Raw genomic sequence first — 20,322 nt, forward strand, 5'->3', positions numbered from 1 at the left:
GTTTATCGGCTTTTTCAGTCGATCGCCTGCAAGCACTCAGCAAAACGTTTGGCCAGGAAGCGCGCGGCGGGCCCCAAGTGCTCGTCGCGGCGCCACACCAATTCCACCACCAGGGCCGGCGGCGTCCATTCGCTGTCCAATTCGACCATTTGTTGCTGATAAGTCGGGTACTGCACGATATGCCGGGGCAGCCAAGCCCAGCCCAGGCCACTCATCAGCCATTCGGCCAGCACGTAGAAGCTGTCGGCGCGCCACACCAGCGGGCTGGCGGCTTCACTGCCGGGGTAAACGCTGGTCTGGGTCGACATCAGCAGTTGGCGAAATTGCGCCAGGCGCTGGCAATCCACGTACTTTTCCTTGGCCAGCGGGTGATTGACACCGCATACCGTGACCATCTCCACACTGCCGACTACTCGCCGCTCGAGTGCTTCGGGGATCTGGTCGTGATAGAACAACAGGCCCAGGTCCGCCTTGCGCTCCACCAACTTGCGCGCGACATCACCCTGGGCGGCGCTGGACAGTTGCACTTCCAGCAGCGGGTACTGCCCCGCCAGCGCCTCAAGGCTATCGAGGACCGGCTGGAACAACATGGCTTCATCCTGAGCCAGGCGCAAGCAAGCCTCCTCGCCGCGCGTCAATGACAGCGCCCGGCCATTGAGCCGCTCGCATTGGCGCAGCACTTCGCGTGCTTCTTCCAGCAACACGCTGCCGGCTTCAGTCAGCCGCGGTTGGCGGCCACTGCTGCGCTCGAACAGGCTCACGCCCAGGTCCGCCTCCAGCATGGCAATCGCGTTGCTGACTGCCGATTGGGCCTTGCGCTGCTCACGCGCCACCGCCGAAAACGAACGCTGCTCGGCGACGCTGACAAATAGGCGCATCTGCTCCAGATCCCACTGCACGCTCATGGCTCAACCCATCTCTAATTCGGATAGGTAATGACTTTACCCCATCTGATAAAACTCTAAAATGCCAGCCTTATCTGATTGCTTTACCCCGAGGATTGACCCATGAACGCCGCCTACTATTACTTGGCAATCGCCATTTGCTCGGAAGTGATCGCCACCGTTTCGATGAAGGCCATCAAGGGCTGGAGCACGCCAATTCCCCTGCTGCTGGTGATCGTCGGTTACGGCGTGGCATTCTGGATGCTGACGTTGGTGGTGCGCACGGTACCGGTCGGCGTGGCCTACGCCGTGTGGGCCGGGATGGGCATTGTGATGGTGAGCATCGCGGCGCTGTTTATTTATGGGCAGAAGCTGGATATCCCGGCGGTGCTGGGAATGGGCCTGATTGTGCTTGGGGTTGTGGTGATACAACTCTTTTCGAAAACAGCAGGGCATTGAGGCGATAGCCAGCGGCAAGTTTCAAGCTACAAGCGGCAAGAAAAAGCAACGCGGTTCGCTTCTAACTTGCCGCTTGCAGCTGATAACTACCAGCTGCGCGCTATACTAGCGCTCCTTTTTCTACGCCAGAGGTCCCGCGCGCATGCCTATTTCCACCGACGTTCTGATTGTCGGCGCCGGGGTTGCCGGCCTCTGGCTGAATGCGCGCCTGCGCCGCCAGGGCTTTTCCACGGTGGTCGTGGAAAGCGCCACCCTGGGTGGCGGGCAAAGCGTGAAGTCCCAGGGGATCATTCACGGGGGTGCGAAATACGCCCTGCACGGTGCCCTTACCGGCGCTTCTGAAGCGATTGCCGATATGCCGCGCCGCTGGCGTGAAGCGCTGGCAGGTAAGGGTGAGCTGGATTTGTCCGGCGTACGCTTGCTGTCCGAGGCCCATTACCTCTGGTCCCCCGGCACGCTCGCTGGCAACCTCACCAGTTTCTTCGCCAGCAAGGCCGTGCGCGGCCGTGTCGACCAGGTCAAGGGCGATGACCTGCCACCCGCCCTGCAAGACCGCCGCTTCAAAGGCAAGGTCTATCGCTTGGCCGAACTGGTGGTGGATGTACCGAGCCTGATCGAACGCCTGGCACAACTGGCCGGCGACGGGTTGCTCGCCGGGCAACAGATTGAACCGTTGCTGGAGGGCGACGCGCTGGTGGGTTTGAAGGTCGACGGTCGCGACATTCGCGCCCAACGCATCGTGTTGAGCGCCGGCGCCGGCACGGCAGATGTGCTGACCGCGCTGGGCACCAGCCAGCCCGCCATGCAAAAACGTCCATTGCACATGATCATCGCCAAAGGGCCCGGCCTGAAGCCGTTGTACGCCCACTGCCTCGGCGGCGGCACCAAGCCACGCATCACCGTCACCACTCACCCGGCGGCTGATGGCAATTGGGTGTGGTACATGGGCGGCGACATTGCCGAAGCCGATGGCGTGGCGCGCACCCCACAAGAACAGATCGCCACCGCGCAGAAAGAGCTTGCTCAGCTGTTGCCATGGATCGACATGAGCCAGACCCAGTGGACCACCCTGCGCGTCGACCGTGCCGAACCATTGCAATCAGGCTTATCCCGCCCCGACAACGCCTTCATCGCCGAGCAAGGCCGGCTACTAGTGGGCTGGCCGACCAAGCTGGCGTTGGCGCCTGACTTCGCTGACCGGGTGATCGACAGCCTGGCGCGTGATGGCATCCGCCCAAGCGCCAGCGAGCCACTGCCCGCGCTGCCAAAACCCGCCATCGGCGTACCTGCCTGGGAGCAACTGTTGCCATGAGCCTGCCAACCCTGCACGACCTGCATCGCCCCTTGGGCAGCACCGGCCTGCTGGTCTCGCCGCTGGGCCTGGGCACCGTCAAGCTGGGTCGCGATCAAGGGGTGAAATACCCCAGCGGTTTCCAGATTCCCGGTGACGACGAGGCCCGTATGCTGTTGCGTCAGGCCCGTGAACTGGGCATCAACCTGATCGATACCGCACCGGCTTATGGCATGAGTGAAGAGCGCCTGGGGCCGCTGCTGCGGGATCAGCGCAAGGACTGGGTGATTGTCAGCAAGGTCGGTGAAGAGTTCGAGAATGGCGCGTCCAGCCACGACTTCAGCGCGGTTCATACGCGGATGTCGATTGAACGCAGCCTGAAACGCCTTGAAACTGATTTTATCGACCTTGTGCTGGTGCATTCCGACGGTAATGACCTGCAGATCCTCAACGACTGTGAGGTCTACCAGACCCTGGCCGATCTGAAAAAGGAAGGCAAGATTCGCGGTTTCGGGTTTTCCGGCAAAACCGCCGAAGGCGGTGTGAAGGCTCTGGAACAGGGCGATTGCGCAATGATCACCTACAACTTGAACGAACAGGCCGAGAAAGCCGTCATTGAGTATGCGGCGGCACACGGCAAGGGCATCCTGGTGAAAAAGGCCCTGGCCAGTGGTCACGTATGCCTTGCGCCTGGAGTGGATCCAATTCGCGCCAGTTTCACGTTGTTGTTTGCGCAAACCGGCGTCGCCAGTGCTATTGTCGGGACCATTAATCCGCTGCACCTGGCCCATAACGTGGCGACCGCTGCCCAAGTCATTCGTCAACTCTGATGCCGCCGACGCGGCCGACCCCGTCGCAAGAAGGAGCCGACATGGCGCGTACGCTCATAAGAAAAAACCCCAGCAACTTCAAAACACTGCCGCTGCACGTCGAAGCCACCCCCGAAGGCCTGAGCTACCAGAGCGTCGGCATGCCGCTCAACTTTGCCCAGACCCTGCAGCGGCGCAAGCCGGTGGAGGTGGCAGACCCCGAGCGCTTCGCGCTCGAACTGGCCAACCTGGGGGTTTCGGTACGCCTGACCCTGCATTGGCAGAACCGCGATTACTGGGTGCTGGTACGCCAACGCCGGCAGGACCGTGGCGATGTGGTGCTCAAGCTGATTTCCGGCTACGTGCCAGCCCATGAACTGAACCTGCCGCTGCACACTGCCATCCAGGAAATTGCCGAAGAGTGCCTGCTGGAAACGCCGGAAGGTTGGCTCAGCGGGCGCTTCAATGACACCTGGCTGCCCGCGCCCTACTCGGCCGCGCTGCATTACCGCGAAGCGCTGCCGTTTCGCCTGAGCCCCTTGTCCGGCGCTGCCCGCCCGGTGCGTTGTGCCACAACCCAGTTGATCGAACGCCCGCGTGCCTACGTGCACTTGCCCACCGCATCGCTGCAATTGATTTACGACCTGCGCCTGGAAGTGCCCAAGGAAGCCAAATCCCTGAGCCTGTTCCATGTGGACGAGCGCCTGGAAGGTGATCAACTGGTCGCGCGCCTGGACCGCAAGCGGCCGGACCTGTACCTGATGCCACTCAAAGACGGCCAACCCTTGGCCGAGCTGTACACCGTCAAGAAGGACCAGCTGTATCCAGCGAGCACCCGGGGTTTGTACCTCGCAGAAAGCTTCGCCCAACAGGAAGGCTGGGTGGTGCGTGAGGAGCGGATTCGCTGGAAGGATTGGCTGCGCCAGCAAGGGCTCGCGGTGCCGGAGAAAGAATCGAAATTGAAGCGCTTGGCAAAGCGGGTGCTGCGCAAAATCGTGCCGAAGAAAAAAGCCAAGGCTTAACACGAAACAAATGTGGAAGCGGGCTTGCCTGCGATACACACACCTCGGTGCATCAGGTAGACCGAGCTGATGCCATCGCAGGCAAGCCAGCTCCCACAATTGATTGCGTTCAGCCTTTGAGCAAGCGCTCCAGGCCGACCTTCAACGGGGTAGGCTCCGGCAGTGTGAAGCTCGCCAACAACCGCTGATTGTTCGCCCGCGAATGCCGGATATCCCCGGAACGCGCCGGCCCGTAAGTCACCGCCGGCAACTTGCCGACTATTTCTTCCAGGGCTTGCAGCACTTGGCTGAGGGTGGTGGTGCGGTTCCAGCCCACGTTGATTGCGCCCAAAGGTGCGGCGGGCGCTTCTACGGCCTGGACCAATACGTCCACCAGGTCTTCCACGTACATGAAGTCACGGGTTTGCTCGCCATCGCCAAACACGGCAATCGGCACGCCTTGCTGTACGCGCTCGCTGAAGATACTGATCACGCCCGAATACGGCGATGACGGATCCTGGCGCGGCCCGAAGATATTAAAGAAGCGCAAGACCACCGGCTCCAGGCCATGCTGGCGGCGGTAGAAGTCGAGGTAATACTCACCGGCCAATTTGTCGGACGCATAAGGCGTCAACGGCGCCTTGGTGGTTTCTTCGTCAATCGACGCGCCCTCGCCATTGTTGCCGTAGACGGCAGCGCTGGAGGCATACACCACACGCTTGACGCCAGCCTTGCGCATGGCTTCGCAGACATTCAAGGTGCCGACGAAGTTGCTCTGGTGCGTGCTGACCGGATCATCCACCGATGCCTGCACCGAGGCCACCGCCGCCAGGTGCACCACCGCTGCCGCGCCGACAGCGGCACGCGCCACCAGCTCGGCATCGGCCACATTACCTTCAAGCAGTTCGACGCGCGGATCGTCCAACGGCAGGTTGCTGCGCTTGCCGGTGGAGAGGTTATCCAGCACCCGCACGCTGTAGCCTTTAGCGAGCAGCCCATCGACAAGGTGCGAGCCGATAAAGCCTGCACCACCGGTGATCAGTACCCGCTTACTCATTGTTGCGTATCTTCTCGACGATAGCCGTAGTCGAGCTGTTCTCAACCAGGCCCAGCACTTTGACCGTGCCGCCGTAGGCGCTGACAATATCCGCCCCCACGACCTGGTCGACGGAGTAGTCGCCCCCCTTGACCAACACGTCCGGCTTGACCTGGGACAGCAGGTTTTCAGGGGTCGCTTCAGGGAAGCTGATCACCCAGTCCACCGCGCCCAAGCCTGCCAGCACCGCCATGCGACGGTCGACACTGTTGATCGGGCGGCCAGGGCCTTTGAGGCGGCTGACCGACGCGTCGTCGTTGACCGCGACGATCAGGCGATCGCCTTGGGCGCTCGCCTGCTCAAGGTACGTCACATGACCAGCGTGCAGGATGTCGAAGCAGCCGTTGGTGAACACAATGCTTTCGCCGTGGGCACGGGCATCGTCGATCGCCAGCAGCAATTGCTCAATCGTCAGCACACCGCGTTCCGAGCCTTCGGAGCGCTGGATCGCGCGACGCAATTCCGGTGCACTGATGGCTGCCGTACCCAACTTGCCGACCACGATGCCCGCTGCCAGGTTGGCCAGGGCCACCGCATGGGGCAGCTCTTCACCGGCCGCAATCGAGGCGGCCAGGGTGGAAATCACTGTATCGCCGGCGCCGGTGACGTCGAACACTTCACGCGCTCGCGCCGGAAGGTGCATCGCCGGGTGGCCCGGACGCAGCAAGGTCATGCCGTGCTCGCCACGGGTGACCAGCAAGGCGCCCAGGTCGAGGTCGGCCATCAGCGCTGCGCCCTTGGTCACTAGGTCGTGCTCGTCGGCGCAACCACCGACGATGGCTTCGAACTCGCTGAGATTCGGCGTGATCAGGCTGGCTCCACGATAAATCGAAAAGTCCTTGCCCTTCGGATCGGCCAGCACCGGGATGCCTTTGGCCTTGGCGGCCTGGATCAATACCTGGTGATTCTTCAAGGCGCCTTTGCCGTAGTCCGACAACACCAGCACCTTGATGCCTTCGAGCAGCTCGTCAACCTGGCCACTGAGGGCCAGGGCGTCGGTGGTGAAGGGTTCTTCGAAATCAATACGCAGCAATTGCTGGTGACGGCTCATGACCCGCAGCTTGACGATGGTCGGCTGATGGGCAATGCGCTGGAACAGCGCGCGCACGCCAGCACCGCGCAGGCTGTTGGCCAGGCTGTCGGCGGCTTCATCGTCACCGGTCACACCCACCAGGGAGGCCGGGGCGCCGAGGGCGGCAATATTGAGGGCAACGTTGGCAGCGCCGCCTGGGCGGTCTTCGATTTGCTCGACCTTGACTACCGGTACCGGCGCCTCAGGGGAAATCCGTGAGGTACCGCCATGCCAGTAACGGTCGAGCATGACATCGCCGACCACCAAGACAGGGGCTTGATCGAATCGCGGCATGGACAACTTCATGGAGCAACCCACATACAAAATGAACAGGGGCGCGATATTAGCACAGGGTGAGCGCCGCCTAGTTCGAGAGCTTTATCCGGGAGGCATCACAGGCTACATCTGCTCATTTTTTAAACAAAGCAGCCAGGATGTGGTCCACCGCGTCGGCCAGTTCGACCTCATCGGTGTTGACTTCGCAGTCAGCTGCAAGCGGCGCTTCGTAAGGGCTGTCCAGCCCAGTGAAGGCCTTGATGCGCCCGTCCAGCGCCGCACGGTACAACCCCTTGGGATCGCGCCGCGCGCGCACGTCAAACGGCGTGCTGATGTAGACCTCGAAAAACTGCCCCGGCCCGAACAGTGCCTTGGCAGTCGCGCGATCGGCGCTGAACGTAGAAATCGCCGAGACGATCACGATCAATCCCGCGTCAACCATCAGTCGCGCCACCTCGCCAATGCGCCGGATGTTTTCCTTGCGCGCCGCATCACTCATGCCCAAGTCATTGCACAACCCCGTGCGCAAGTTGTCGCCATCGAGCACAAAGGTATGCCGCCCTTGCTCATTGAGCTGCACTTCCAGGGCGTTGGCCAAGGTCGACTTGCCGGACCCGGACAACCCCGTCAGCCACAGGCAGCAAGGCTGCTGGTGCTTGAGCGCGGTGCGCGCGGCGACCGACAACGACAAGGCAAAGGGGCGAATGGAGGCAGAACCACGGGAGAGCGACGGACTATTCATAACCCAGGACCTCGTAGTCACGTTGATAAGCACGCCGGACCAAGCGGCGCGTACGCAGGGTGCAGAAGTCCCTGACCGGCTCGCTGCGCCGCCCGAGTGAAACATTGAGATGGGGCAGCGAAGACGTTACGCCGAGGCGGTCGCACAGCTGCTGGAAGTCTTGCTCCAGGGACTCTTGGCGACCCATGAAATCCATGGCCATTTGCCCCAGGTGATCGACCAGGAAGTCGGTCTGGGGAGCAAAGTGCAGCTGGCGGCGCAGGTTTTCCGGGCACAGCCAGTGGGCAACGAAATGGTCAAAGTCGCGGTAGCTGCATACCAGTGCCTGTGCCTGCAGGTCGCGGCGGCCCAAGTGGTTGCTGCGCAAGTAGGTGTAGGCCGAGTAGGCGCGCTCCAGCGGGTCACGCACAAAGGCAAATTTGAAACTGCGTTGGCAATGTTCGGGGAATTGTTGCTGATACCAGTAATACGGCAAATGCCCTGGCCAGCGCCCATCGAGCAACGCCGAACAGACGCTGCTGCCGGCGCATTTGGGTACATGGATAAACACGCAGTTGTGTCGTTCGAAAGCAGGCGGAAGTGCCGTCACCCCAGACAACGATTTGTTCACCGCCTGGCGATCCACCACTGACAAACGTCCCAGCAAAAACACCCTTTGGGTTTTGGGAAGCAGTTTCCAGAACAGACGTTGCAACATTCCATTACCCACGCAAGAAGGTTAGCCCTCTCGTTCGTCATTCGAATCGAGAAGGCCAACATAACAAACGATAGGCTGCGAATTATTTGGCTTTGGTCAAGCCGAGTAAGGGGCTTGATACAAACGCCGGGACGCATTGCGCGCCCCGGCACATCAGGTGATGTTAGCCGTGACGGGCTCATCCAGGCCCATGGCGTGCAGGCGCGAGTAATAGCCGCCCAGAGCCAGCAGTTCCACATGTGTACCACGCTCGACAATTTCACCGTGGTCCATCACCAGAATCATGTCGGCTTTCTCGATGGTGGACAGCCGATGCGCGATAACCAGGGTGGTACGGCCCTTCATTACTTTGTCCAGCGCAGCCTGAATGTGGCGTTCGGACTCGGTGTCGAGCGCCGAAGTCGCTTCGTCCAGGATCAGCAACGGGGCATTTTTCAGCAGGGCGCGGGCGATGGCCAAGCGCTGACGCTGGCCGCCGGAGAGCAGCACGCCGTTTTCACCGACTTCGGTGTCCAGGCCTTTGGGCAGCTCGGCGATGAAGTCCATGGCATAGGCATCGGCGGCAGCTTTTTCGATGTCGGCACGCGGTGCATCCGCCAGGTCGCCGTAGGCGATGTTATTGGCCACGGTATCGTTGAACAGGGTCACGTGCTGGGTCACTTGAGCCACATGCCGGCGCAGGTTGCGCAGGCGGTAGTCTTCGATCTCCACCTCATCCAGCAGGATTTCGCCGGTTTCGTGGTGGTAGAACCGCGGAATCAGGCTGGCCAGCGTGGACTTGCCACTGCCTGAGCGCCCTACCAGCGCGATCATCTGCCCAGGTTCCGCCGTGAAGCTGATGTTCTTCAGCACTTCGCGCTCAGCACCCGGATAGGTGAAGCTCAGGTTGCGCACGTCCAGGCGACCGCTGACGCGATCACGCTCCACGGTACCGCTGTCGACTTCCGGCTCTTCATCCAGCTGTTCGAAGATGCTTTCGGCACCGGCGACGCCTTTCTGGATCGTCGAGCTGACTTCCGACAACTGACGGATCGGCTTGGGCAGCAGGCCCGCAGCGGTGATGTAGGCCACCAGGTCACCCGCCGTGGCGTCGCCGCGCAGCAACAGCACCAGGAACATTAAGGTGGCCATGGCCGTGTAGATCACCAGTTGCAGCATGGGCGTGTAGACCGCACCGGTCTTGTTCATGCGCAGCTGTTTGTCGGTGTTGCTTTGGCTGGCGGCGGCAAAACGGCGCTCCTCGTAGCTTTCGCCACCGAAGCTGCGCACCACGCGGTAACCCTGGATGGTCTCCGAGGCCACGTGGGTGACATCGCCCATTGCCACTTGGATCTTCTTGCTCTGCTTGCGAAATTTCTTGCTGGTGCTGCCGACCATGATGGCGATCAGCGGCAGGATCGCCAGCATCACCAGGGTCAGTTTCCAGTTCATCCACAGCAGGTAACCGAACAGGAACACCACCGTCAGACCTTCGCGGATCACGACCTTGATCGCATCCGTGGCGGCGCCGGTGACCATGGTCACGTTAAAGGTGATGCGGGAAATCAGGTGCCCGGAGTTATGCGTATCAAAATAGCGATTCGGCAGTACCAGCAGTTTGTTGAACAGCTGGACGCGCAGGTCATGCACCAGGCCAAGGGAGACCTTGGCCAAGTAGTAGTTGCCGAGGAAAGAGCCGAGGCCTTGCCACGCGGCGATCAGGATGATCAGCAGCGGCACGGCCATCAGCAGCTTGAGGTCCTTGAACAGCGGGATCTTGGGCAGGAACACCACGTCGGGATTGCTCAAGCCATCCACAAAGTACTTGAGGATCCCGGCGAGCATCGGCTGGGTGGAAGCAAAGATCACGAAGCCCAAGATACTCAGCATGAACATGCCGATGTACGGTTTCACATAGCCCAGCAGCCTGAGATAAATTTTCAGGCTGGATTCCTGGTCCGCTTTGGGCGGTGCGTCACTCATGTGTCGAGCTCACTGATTGGGTAGGACGCGAACTTTATCACATGCATCGGGGTTGGCCCGAGCCCAGACCAAGACACTGGCCAGCGCAATCGGCAGCCACGAGATAAACCACTCGGCGCGCGGGGTGCCCGTTAGGCTGGCCGCATCGAACTGCATGGCCAGGAACGAAAACATCCACATACCGATGATGCCTTTGCCATAGAGCGTGTCGCGGGCCTTCCAGGCTTGCCACAACACGCCAAACCACAGCCCGCACCACAACAGCAGGCCGGGCAGGCCCAGTTCGATCGCGACGTGGGAGAACAGGTTGTGGGCGTGATCGAAATAAAGACCGTCGGCAAATACCTTGTAGTCGCCACCCAGGCCCAAACCGGTCCACGGGCGCTCGGAAATCATCTGGACGGCCGCCATGAAGATCTGCGGCCGGTAGGAAACACCACGGGCCAACATCAGCGATTGCATGGCGAAGAACACCGCCAGCGCCGCCACGACTGCCGCGATAGCGATCACGGTGGTGCGTCGGTCGCGGCACCAGGCCGGCATCGCCACGACGGTCAGCAGCAAGGCCAGTGCGGCACCGCGGCTTTGGCTGAGCACCACAAATAGCCCGAGCAGCGCAATGGACACCGCCCACGCCACCTGCATCCAGCGCCCCCGCGGCAGCCAGTGCAGCAACCAGACGGCGGCCAGGCCAATCACATAGGCGCCCAGGATCGGATGGGACAACTGCCCCAAGCCCTCGATGCGCGCATTCCAGGCGTTATGCTCAAGGCCATAGAACTTGATGATCGTCACCAGCGAAGACAGGGCCAGGCCGAAACCACCCCACTGCATCACGCGAATGACTCGCTCGGTCTGCCCGCAGGCAAACACCGGAAAAAACAGCAGGAACACACCGATGTACAGCAAGCGTTTGGCCTCGCGCGAAGGGTCTTCGGCATTGGTCCACGACAAACTGACTGCACCCCAGACGGCAAGCGCCGCAATCATCAGGCACATCCAGCGCTGTTCACGCCAGACTTCCTTGAGGCGCTCACGCGCCGACCAGGCAAACACCATGGCCGGCAACCAGAGAAACAACGTCAAACCTTGTTGATAAATCTTGTTGGTCGGCGCGAAAGCAATCGCCAGCAAAAACCACAGTAACCCGAAAATCATCCATACCTGCGCCCAACGACTTACTTGCATCACCCGCTCCTGAATACTTACAACCCGCCAACCCGGCATGGTTAAAACCCAAAACTTTCGGCATTATTACCGATCACTGTGCCCGCGACTCCCACAAGGCTTTCCGACGATGCAATGTTCAAGGCTTCCCCAAGCCGATTTAAACGCGATGATTGAAGGTGCCCGAATCCTCGAACAGGACAGCTACGGCCCCAAAGTCTACCTGTTGGCCGACGGGAATATCCTAAAACTGTTTCGCCGCAAGCGTCTGTTTTCGTCAGCGCTGTTGCGCCCCTACTCCAAGCGATTCATCGACAATGTGGCGCAATTGCAACAGCGTGGCATCCCCACCTTGACCGTACTCGCGTTCTTTCAACTGGCCGCGCCCGGCATGACCGCCGTGCTGTATCGCCCGCTGCCGGGTGAAACGCTGCGTCAGATTTCCAACAAGGAAGGCTATGACTGGCAATCGAACCTCGATCCGCTGGTGGCGCTGATCCGCCGCTTGCACGGTGCGGGGATTTACTTCCGCTCCCTGCACCTGGGCAATATTGTTGTCACACCGGATAACGAAATGGGGCTGATCGATGTGGCGGATATGCGCTTTTTGCGCGCGCCGCTGAGCCCGGAACTCGCACGGCGCAACTTGCAGCACTTTTCACGTTATATTGCACGCGAAAAGCTGAACGAACGCTTTCCAATGCAGGCACTGGAGCAGGCGTTGCTAGCGGCATGAAAACAGGCGCTGGGAGGTTTCACTGAAATCTTTCCAGGCTTGGTCCGGGGCCAGCGCTTGCGCCTGAGCCTCCAGCACTTCCTGGATCGATGTGGCGAACGCACGCTCCATCAGACTGCCCCAGGCCTGCACATCGTCTGACGGCGCGTACCAGCCCGCATTCGCCAGTTGCTCGCGAAACACGGCCAATTCGCTGGTCAGAACGGGCACACCCGCCATCACCGACTCTTGCAGGATCAACCCCAAGCCTTCTTGCGTCGACGGAATGGCGACCCAGTCGAAGGCCCGGTAAAGCGTCGCGGCGTCCGGCAGGTGGCCCGGCAACGAAACCTTGCCCTGCAAGCCGAGCTGTTCGACACGCGCTTCCAGGGTCTGCCTAGCAGCACCCTCGCCGATAATCACCAGCCGCGCATCCGGCTGCTGGGCCGACACGCCGGCAAACGCGTCCAGCAAACAGCCAAAACCCTTGCCGTCTACCAGCCGGCCTACCGCCCCCAACACGGGCGAGGCGTCCAAAGACAGGCCCAGGCGAGACCGCGCCTGCGCTCGAGAAAGCGCAGCCGCACGGAAAGCCACCGGATCGAAAGCGCTGCGCAGCACTGTCACGGGCCGCTGCAGGTAACGCTCAAGCGAGTGAGCCAGGGTTTGCGAAACAGCCGCCAGGGTCAGTTGCGTAGCCGGAAACTGTTCGAAGAGCTTCTGATCCGCCCGGCGCATGCGCGTGACGCCATGGAACACGACGACGGCGCGCACATGTGGCAAGTGCTTGAGCACCGGCAACATCACCCGAGCCACACCAACCCCGTCCAGCAGCACAACTTGCAGATCGTCAGGCAGCGCCTTCTGAAAACGCGCGCGCATCCAGGGTGCCAGCAACTTCCACAGGTGCCGCCCCTTGAGCTGGGCGGAGGAGAAGTTCCATTCCAATGCCGGCGCGCTCTCGTCCGAACCGCCTTGAAGCAACCAGGTAGCGATCGGTGCCCGGCAAATAGCGTGGGAAAGTATCTGTTGGTGAACCTTCTGCACCGAAGCGAATGCAGAACCACCGGCCCACATGATGTTGAGGATACTCATCTGAAAAATGACCTTTTGCGGCGTTGTGGTGGCTTGCTGCATGTACTTAATGGATCAACCAGCCGATACCGACACCCAGTACCAACATGACTGCCAGCTTGATCCGCTCTCGCCGCTTGCGCCGCGCCTTGGTCAAGCGCTCTTCTGACGTCGCCACATGCAAACCGAAACCCGTGTGCAAAACCGCATCGCCTTCCAGTGTCACGGCCGCCAGGTTCAGCTGCGCGTAACGCTTGGATAGCCCCTTCTCACCCTCGAATCCGGCGTAGGGCGCGCACAAGCGATATTCCTTGATACGCCGCAACCCGGGATTCAGCGAAAAACCCTGCCACTCAGGCTTGTCGGACAGCAGGGGATAACACGGCACCCCGCCAATCACCTCACGTGGCCCCAGATGGATATAAGGGCTGTGCACCTGCAAGTCATAAACGTAGTTACGCAACCACACCTGCAAAATATCGGGTCGCTGCTCCAGTACCGCCTTGGAGTCTTCGACAAAGCCTGGTCGATAAAACGCCCAATCATCCTCGCAATGGAATATGTAGGGGGTCTTGACCGACGCGTAGGCCAAGTCGACGGATGCCAACTGCCCAAGCTTCGGGCGGTTGATCAGGAAACGGCAATGGCTGTGCCAGTGCGGCGGCACTGCAAGGCGCACGGCTTCATCGCCAGAGTCTTCGGTAATGAAAACTTCGCGGATATCCGCCGTATTGAACAGATCGAAGCTCTCGAGCGTCCGCTTCAATAAATCGAAGCGACCACAACTGGTCACCACGAGCGTTATGTCGCTTTGATCGGAGAACTGCATTCAAGCCTCGATAATATCATATAGCCACTATTTGCGGCCGTATCTGACCGATATTAAACGCCCACTTTCAGACGCAACCTTTCCAGCACATTCAATGGCGCACGAGGCCGCAAGGGCGGCTCGAGGACTTCGACAATACGCTGGCCGATACGGGCGAAACCGAACTGGCCGACGGCCAAGTCCTGCCCACTGCGCGCGATGTCTGCCGCCAACTGCGGGTTGGACCGCAGCACGGCCAGTTTTTCCTGCAACTGCGGGATGTCCTTGTAGAACACCACATTGACCATGTCTTCGAACCCGAGGGCCGCGTTTTCCTCGACTCCCTGATCGAAGGCCAGCAACACGCAACCACAGGCCATGGCTTCGAAGTTCTTGATCATGTACTCGCCCATGCCCACATCGGCACTGACGAAAAAACGAATCCGGTTGAGGGTCGCGCAGTATTCCTCACCCGATTTGGTGCGCGTCACTACCAAAGGTTCAACCCGCGCCAGCTCATCGAGCAGAGCCTTGCGACCACTATAGGCCACGCTGTTGGTACTACCGACAAACGCCAGTTCGATATCTCGTTCACGATCCTGGGGCTGTAGCAGTGCCTGGTCATAGCCCTTGGGCACGAACACCGCATCGAAACCTTCGGCGCGCAGGCGCTCGGTCACCATGTAGCCTGAACTGATCACGCGAACCCACGGCAAGCGACGGTAGTGGGCGCTGAATTTGCCGGTGTACTTGCAGGGAATGTAGTTCTGGTAAGCGTCGTGCTCGAGGATCACCAGGTTTGGGATCGTACGGATAAACCCGGCCTGGCGGATTTCCTGCTTGAAGCGCAGGAAGAACACAATACGGTCGTAACGGGTCACGTCGACTTCGCGCCGAAAGTAACCGCGCAGGGTGCGCTGCTCATCGCTGCTCAACCAGCGGATATCACATTCGCAGTGCTGGGCCACACCTTCGTACAAGCGGTCGAGGATGGCGCGCTGCTCTTTCTGCACCAGAAACAAGACTTTCATTACTTATCCTTTCCCAAACGCCAGAACAACTCATGCCGTCGTACGGCCTTACGGAAAAATTCGTTCTCACCGTAGGGCGATTTCGCGCGACCTGCCAACACCCGCTGCAACCAGCGTCGCACACGGCGCTTGAACGGCGGTGCCGGCTGCAAGTCATGCATCATGCCCAGCGCCATGGCCTTATCACGCTGCTGAGCCAACGTCAGCGGCAGGTTGCACGGCAGCAACTCCACGGTCGCGTCGAACAACGGTGGCAACGCAATACCGGCTCCGGAGGCGCCCATTGGCCAACGATCATTGTCATGCAAGTGGTTGGCATAGCCCAGCACAGTGGTCGGCTGCCACTCCAGCCCTTCCAGCGCCTCCATCACGGCTTGCTGCGCACAGACATGATCTGGATGCGGGTCCAATACCGGATGCGGCAACACGATCACTTCCGGGCGCGCCATTAACAGTACTTGGCGCAGGTCGGCCAAGAGGTTGTTCCAGGTGGGCAGGCCGTCGCTGTCCGCCGGTAATGGAAAGGGGTTGAACTGACGGAATGGCCGCACGTCCGTCAGCTCTGCCTCGCGGGAAGCGAACGGCAGGTCCGGCGCGGCCTGCATCGCCTGCAACTGCAGGCAGAAATAGCCCAGCTGCACGCAGTGGGCCTGGGGCACACCCGCCCAGAGCGGCACGGCGATGCTGTCCCAGGCACGCAGGCGGCCTTTGATGCGCGAGGCTTCGACCGCGTCCAGGCCCATCTGCTCATAATGCTCGGCTTCGATTTCACCTGCCGTCAGGGTGACGATCCAGGGATTTTCAGCCTGGCTGTACAGGCCGAAGGCCGCCAATTCAGCATCGTCGGCGTGGGGCGCGATCACCATCACGCGCTGTGCGCGGTAGTCCGGATGGGTCCAGGCCCACAGACGGGGCGTGCCGAGCAATCGGCAATGGCGACCGCGCAACGTTAAGTCGCTCAGCGCCAAACCGCTGAGGTTCAGGTAACGCACGCCGTTGACGCCACGCTCAAAGGTTTGCCGATCGTCCACCAGCTCGACGCTCGGGTCAAAAAAACGCCCCAGCCAAGTGCTCTTGACCTTGATCGCCAGCACCACCGTCGCGTCCGCGTCCACCGCCTGATCCAGCAGCAAGCGCCCATTTTCCAAGCGCACGCCCGCCAGCTCGGCATCCGCCGCGAAACGGTACTGGTAATCTTCGTTGGGCGCGTAGAACAGGTGGTCGGCAAACCACGCTTCATGGGCCACCCAGGCCAGCAGCGCCAACAGCAACGGTAACCACCAGACCACCAGGATGCCGACCAGCAACAGCAGCAACACACCAATGATCAGCGCCGTACGCTTGTTGCGCCGGTGACGTTTGAGCAATTGCTGCTTGCGGGTCATACGCTGAATACCTGCACAGGGTTGCACCAACGGTCCTTGTATTCGCGGTCGGCGCGGCCAAAGGAAAAGCGCAGTGGCTTGCCGACTTCGCGTGCCTGCTCCCAGGCGCTCTGGGTATTGAGAAAGCTCAGCACGCTGCCGGGGCTAAAGGCGCGAGTTTCAGGATCGACCCCACCGTTGACGTACTCCACACTGATCCATTGCGGCGACTCGACCCGATACACCAACTGGATTGCGATGGGTGCGTCATTCAGAAAAATCACCGAGCCGATCAACCACTCGCGCATCAGCTCGATGACCTCGGCCATGCGCTCGGCGCCTGTGGCGGTGAAGCCCCAGCGGCGCAGGAACAGGTCACAGTAGATGGACGCCAGCTCCGCACTGGAAAACTCACTGACCGACCGCACCACGCCGCCCGCCTCTTCCAGCAAACGCAGTTCGCGGCGCTGGTTGTAGCGAAACTTCTTCGACAGTTCTTCGGGCGTTCGCGCCATGGCCAACTGCTCGGCCTGAAGCTTGAGGCCGCTGAAACGCCCTTCGTTCAGCGCAGACAGGTAGCGCGCACGCTGCCTCAGCGGTGCCTGCGCGTCGGCGGCGGCCGGCAGGATCAGCTCGGCATTGCCCAGATCGAACAGGCCTTTCTTGCCACTGCGCTTAAGTACATCCTTGGACAGCGCCAGGTCGCGCCCCCAGGTGGCAATGCACGCTTTGAGCTCACCCGCCTGCTCCCAGGCCAAGTAACGCACCGGAATCTGCGCCAACCCGGCCAGGCGTTCGATCACTTGCGGATGCGTCGCGACGCTGCCGCCAAAACGCTGCCAGGCCTCGCTGTATGCAGGCGCATCGACGACGGACCAGCCGCGCTCGCGCCAGCCTTGAAATCGATTGAGCATCAAGCCCTCGCGGTCAGTTCAATGACATGCGGCAGTTGCCAGAAAGTAGCGCGCACCGCCTGATCCGAGAATCGTGCGTGCAGGCGCTCCAGCATCAAATCAGCGCACTGGCGTTGCTGGTGCTGATCCATCGCAGCCAAGTGCCCCAGCCCTTGGGCCAGGTGCTCGCCGTCGCCGAAGGGAAACAGGATACCAACGCCCTCAACCACTTCCCGCGCGCCGCCACAGGCGGTGGCGAGCAAGGGGACGCCGGCCGCCATGGCTTCCAGCAACACCATACCAAAGGGTTCGTGGTCGGAGCTCAACGCAAACACGTCAAACGCACGGAAATAGCGACGCGCCTCCGGCACCTGGCCGAGAAACACAACCTTGTCGGCAATCCCCAGCTCGCGCGCCTGCTCTTTCAGGTCCTGCTCCAGGCGTCCGGTGCCGAGGATCGCCAGACGACTTTCAGCCGGTAACGTTGGCAATGCCAGGGCAAAACCTTTGAGCAGCGTGGCCTGATCCTTGTCCGGGTGCAGGCGGCCGACATTGCCGACCACCCACTCATCCGGCGACAAGCCAAGGGCGTCGCGCGCCTCATCCTTCGAAACCTGCTGGGCCTGCAGGTTTTCGACATCAATGCGGTTGTACAAGGTCTGGATACGCGCCGCCGGCCATTTCGGCAGGCAGCGACGGATGTCATCGCGCACGGCATCGGAGACGCCCAACAAGCTCAGGCGCTGGCGAAAAATCGTTGCAAACAGCCGACGCCCCCGGCGCTGGTAGTCGCCAAAAGCGTGATGCACGCCAATCACCTGCAAGCGCGTGGCGAGCAGCGCGATGTAGATCGGCTTGGCGCGGTGCGCGATGCAGAAACTGAAGTTGCGCGACGCGGCAATCTTGCGCAGCTCGGCGATGGCGCCCAGCTTGAGGCCACGGATGGCCTTCGAGCTGAACTCCATGAACAACACTTCATCACTGGCGCAACCGGCCGCCACCTCAGGGTCGGCGACCCCGGTGAGAAACACCGTGGTCACCTTGTAGCCTGACCCTGCGAACAAACTGGCGTACTGCCGCGCACAATCGAGGAATGGCCCGTCATAGCCGTGGCAGAACTGCAGGACGTGGCGGTCAGCCGAGCGCGTCATAAGGGTCCACGCCATCCTTGACGACCAGGATGTCTTCCATGATCAGGTACTGCAGGTCAGAGCCGAAGAACATGTTCAGCGCGTCGGTCGGCGAGCAGATCATCGCTTCGCCACGACGGTTGAGCGAGGTGTTCAGGGACACGCCGTTGCCGGTGAGCACTTCCAGCTCTTTCATCATGTCGTAGTAGCGCGGGTTGTATTCGCGCTTGAGCACCTGGGCGCGGGAGGTACCATCTTCATGGACCACTTCCGGCACGCGGGTCTTCCACTCTTCGGACACTTCAAAGGTGAAGGTCATGAACGGCGCCGGGTGATCGACCTTGATCATCTGCGGGGCCACGGTGTCGAGCATCGACGGGCAGAAAGGCCTCCAGCGCTCGCGGAACTTGATCTGGTGGTTGATGCGATCCGCCACACCGGTGGCGCTCGGGCAACCGATGATCGAACGACCGCCCAGGGCGCGCGGACCAAACTCCATGCGGCCCTGGAACCAGGCCACCGGGTTGCCGTCGACCATGATCTTGGCGATGCGCTGTGGCATGTTCTCGATCTTGCGCCAGTTCGGCTTGCTCTCGTGCTTGGCGCACGCGGCAATCACGTCTTCGTTGCTGTAGGACGGGCCGAGGTAGACGTGTTCCATCTTCTCGACCGGCACACCACGGGCGTGGGACACATACGCCGCCGCACCGACCGCAGTGCCGGCATCGCCCGACGCCGGCTGTACGAACAGCTCTTTGACGTCGCCACGGGCGATGATCTTCTGGTTCAGCTTGACGTTCAGCGCGCAACCGCCGGCGAAGGCCAGTTTGCCGGTGTCCTTGAGGATGTCGCCCAGGTAGTGGTCGATCATCTGCAAGGCCAGTTTCTCGAACAGCGCTTGCATGCTGGCGGCGTAGTGGATGTACGGCTCGTCGGCGATATCGCCTTCGCGCTTTGGACCCAGCCACTCGATCAGTTTTGGCGAGAAGTAGAAGCCCTTGCCCTTCTCTTTGTAGCGGCGCAGGCCGATGACGTTAGCGTAGTCGGTGTTGATCACCAACTCGCCGTTCTCAAAGGAGGCCAGGCGCGAGAAATCGTATTTGCTGGCATCGCCGTACGGCGCCATGCCCATGACCTTGAACTCACCGTCGAGCATCTCGAAACCGAGGAACTCGGTGATCGCGCCATACAGGCCACCGAGGGAGTCTGGATCGTAGAATTCCTTGATCTTGTGGATCTTGCCGTTTTCGCCGTAGCCGAAGAACGTGGTGGCGTACTCACCTTTACCGTCGATCCCGAGGATCGCGGTTTTCTCCTGGAAACCAGAGCAATGGTAGGCGCTGGAGGCGTGGGCCAGGTGGTGTTCAACCGGTTCGATCTTGATTTTCTTAGGATCGAAGCCCAGTTGCTCCAGGCACCAGACGATCTTGTTGCGGTAGCGCTTGTAGCGACGGTTGCCCATCAGGATCGCGTCGAGGGCGCGGTCGGGGGCGTACCAGTAACGCTTGGCGTAGTGCCAGCGCGCCTCGCCGAACAGGCTGATCGGGGCGAACGGGATCGCGACCACGTCAACGTCGGAAGGCTTGATACCGGCCTGTTCCAGGCAGAAATTCGCCGATTCGTAGGGCATGCGGTTCTTTGCATGTTTGTCGCGTACGAAGCGCTCTTCTTCGGCGGCCGCGATCAGCTTGCCGTCGATATACAAGGCTGCGGAAGGATCATGGCTAAGGGCGCCGGACAGGCCAAGAATCGTCAATGCCACAGGGGTCTAGCCTCTTTTAGTCTGCATGCAGGCGGGTTACGCCTGAAAAAAGTGTGCCCCCTGCCTGGGCAGGAAACAGCTAAAGGGCG

General features: G+C 61.0%; 19 protein-coding genes. 5 read left to right on the top strand and 14 right to left on the bottom strand.

All coding sequences use genetic code 11. The features are described from left to right. Nucleotides 1-14: 14 nt before the first annotated feature. On the bottom strand, nt 15-905 hold the full coding sequence (locus AACY36_RS20390; RefSeq protein WP_065879892.1) for a LysR family transcriptional regulator: 891 nt from the start codon (nt 903-905) through the stop codon (nt 15-17). 102 nt (nt 906-1,007) lie between these two features. Between AACY36_RS20390 and AACY36_RS20395 the strand changes: the two genes are divergently transcribed. From AACY36_RS20395 to AACY36_RS20410, 4 genes are all read left to right on the top strand, one after another. After that, on the top strand, nt 1,008-1,343 hold the full coding sequence (locus AACY36_RS20395; RefSeq protein ID WP_339415624.1) for a DMT family transporter: 336 nt from the start codon (nt 1,008-1,010) through the stop codon (nt 1,341-1,343). 142 nt (nt 1,344-1,485) lie between these two features. Then, nucleotides 1,486-2,655 carry an NAD(P)/FAD-dependent oxidoreductase gene (locus AACY36_RS20400; RefSeq protein ID WP_339493307.1) on the top strand — a complete coding sequence of 390 codons (1,170 nt, stop codon included), beginning with the start codon at nt 1,486-1,488 and terminating at the stop codon, nt 2,653-2,655. Next, nucleotides 2,652-3,464 carry an aldo/keto reductase gene (locus tag AACY36_RS20405; RefSeq protein WP_339438047.1) on the top strand — a complete coding sequence of 271 codons (813 nt, stop codon included), beginning with the start codon at nt 2,652-2,654 and terminating at the stop codon, nt 3,462-3,464. Before AACY36_RS20400 ends, AACY36_RS20405 begins: the two co-directional genes overlap by 4 nt. A gap of 41 nt (nt 3,465-3,505) precedes the next feature. Beyond that, nucleotides 3,506-4,465 carry a metal ABC transporter ATPase gene (locus tag AACY36_RS20410; RefSeq protein WP_339415621.1) on the top strand — a complete coding sequence of 320 codons (960 nt, stop codon included), beginning with the start codon at nt 3,506-3,508 and terminating at the stop codon, nt 4,463-4,465. 109 nt (nt 4,466-4,574) lie between these two features. On the opposite strand, the gene AACY36_RS20415 is transcribed toward AACY36_RS20410, so the two are convergent. The 6 genes from AACY36_RS20415 to AACY36_RS20440 all read right to left on the bottom strand — a co-directional run bounded on the left by AACY36_RS20415 (nt 4,575) and on the right by AACY36_RS20440 (nt 11,477). Beyond that, complete coding sequence (locus AACY36_RS20415; RefSeq protein WP_339415620.1) at nt 4,575-5,501, bottom strand: NAD-dependent epimerase/dehydratase family protein; 927 nt, start codon at nt 5,499-5,501, stop codon at nt 4,575-4,577. Next, a complete protein-coding gene (hldE, locus tag AACY36_RS20420; RefSeq protein ID WP_339497510.1) occupies nt 5,494-6,918 on the bottom strand; it encodes a bifunctional D-glycero-beta-D-manno-heptose-7-phosphate kinase/D-glycero-beta-D-manno-heptose 1-phosphate adenylyltransferase HldE in 1,425 nt (474 codons plus the stop codon). The genes AACY36_RS20415 and hldE overlap by 8 nt, the downstream gene beginning before the upstream one ends. Nucleotides 6,919-7,021: 103 nt before the next feature. Then, the gene (gene cysC / locus AACY36_RS20425; protein WP_339497512.1) at nt 7,022-7,630 is read right to left on the bottom strand and encodes an adenylyl-sulfate kinase; all 609 of its coding nucleotides are present in this window, start codon (nt 7,628-7,630) and stop codon (nt 7,022-7,024) included. Then, a complete protein-coding gene (locus AACY36_RS20430; RefSeq protein WP_339497513.1) occupies nt 7,623-8,327 on the bottom strand; it encodes a sulfotransferase family 2 domain-containing protein in 705 nt (234 codons plus the stop codon). Before AACY36_RS20430 ends, cysC begins: the two co-directional genes overlap by 8 nt. Before the next feature lie 153 nt (nt 8,328-8,480). Then, nucleotides 8,481-10,289 carry a lipid A export permease/ATP-binding protein MsbA gene (gene msbA, locus AACY36_RS20435; RefSeq protein WP_339427255.1) on the bottom strand — a complete coding sequence of 603 codons (1,809 nt, stop codon included), beginning with the start codon at nt 10,287-10,289 and terminating at the stop codon, nt 8,481-8,483. 9 nt (nt 10,290-10,298) lie between these two features. After that, complete coding sequence (locus tag AACY36_RS20440) at nt 10,299-11,477, bottom strand: O-antigen ligase family protein (RefSeq protein ID WP_339438049.1); 1,179 nt, start codon at nt 11,475-11,477, stop codon at nt 10,299-10,301. A 148-nt stretch (nt 11,478-11,625) separates the two neighbouring features. Here AACY36_RS20440 and AACY36_RS20445 point away from each other — a divergent pair, with 148 nt between their 5' ends. Continuing rightward, complete coding sequence (locus tag AACY36_RS20445) at nt 11,626-12,192, top strand: toluene tolerance protein (protein WP_339438050.1); 567 nt, start codon at nt 11,626-11,628, stop codon at nt 12,190-12,192. Here the strand turns inward: AACY36_RS20445 and AACY36_RS20450 are convergent. The 7 genes from AACY36_RS20450 to AACY36_RS20480 are packed head-to-tail and all read right to left on the bottom strand — an operon-like array spanning nt 12,181 to nt 20,233. Continuing rightward, a complete protein-coding gene (locus AACY36_RS20450; protein WP_339438051.1) occupies nt 12,181-13,266 on the bottom strand; it encodes a glycosyltransferase in 1,086 nt (361 codons plus the stop codon). The genes AACY36_RS20445 and AACY36_RS20450 overlap by 12 nt on opposite strands. A gap of 46 nt (nt 13,267-13,312) precedes the next feature. After that, the gene (locus tag AACY36_RS20455; RefSeq protein ID WP_339497515.1) at nt 13,313-14,074 is read right to left on the bottom strand and encodes a glycosyltransferase family 2 protein; all 762 of its coding nucleotides are present in this window, start codon (nt 14,072-14,074) and stop codon (nt 13,313-13,315) included. 53 nt (nt 14,075-14,127) lie between these two features. Next, the gene (locus AACY36_RS20460; RefSeq protein ID WP_339427260.1) at nt 14,128-15,084 is read right to left on the bottom strand and encodes a glycosyltransferase family protein; all 957 of its coding nucleotides are present in this window, start codon (nt 15,082-15,084) and stop codon (nt 14,128-14,130) included. Next, a complete protein-coding gene (locus tag AACY36_RS20465; protein WP_339427261.1) occupies nt 15,084-16,469 on the bottom strand; it encodes a PIG-L deacetylase family protein in 1,386 nt (461 codons plus the stop codon). The genes AACY36_RS20460 and AACY36_RS20465 overlap by 1 nt, the downstream gene beginning before the upstream one ends. Beyond that, nucleotides 16,466-17,362, bottom strand: a complete 897-nt coding sequence (locus tag AACY36_RS20470; RefSeq protein ID WP_339415612.1) for an antimicrobial resistance protein Mig-14 — start codon at nt 17,360-17,362, stop codon at nt 16,466-16,468. Before AACY36_RS20470 ends, AACY36_RS20465 begins: the two co-directional genes overlap by 4 nt. Then, the gene (locus AACY36_RS20475; RefSeq protein ID WP_339497517.1) at nt 17,362-18,492 is read right to left on the bottom strand and encodes a glycosyltransferase; all 1,131 of its coding nucleotides are present in this window, start codon (nt 18,490-18,492) and stop codon (nt 17,362-17,364) included. Before AACY36_RS20475 ends, AACY36_RS20470 begins: the two co-directional genes overlap by 1 nt. Further along, complete coding sequence (locus AACY36_RS20480) at nt 18,476-20,233, bottom strand: carbamoyltransferase family protein (protein WP_339497519.1); 1,758 nt, start codon at nt 20,231-20,233, stop codon at nt 18,476-18,478. Before AACY36_RS20480 ends, AACY36_RS20475 begins: the two co-directional genes overlap by 17 nt. Nucleotides 20,234-20,322 lie beyond the last annotated feature (89 nt).

This window comes from Pseudomonas sp. EA_15y_Pfl1_P101, from assembly GCF_963970835.1.
Taxonomy (GTDB): Bacteria; Pseudomonadota; Gammaproteobacteria; order Pseudomonadales; family Pseudomonadaceae; genus Aquipseudomonas; species Aquipseudomonas tritici.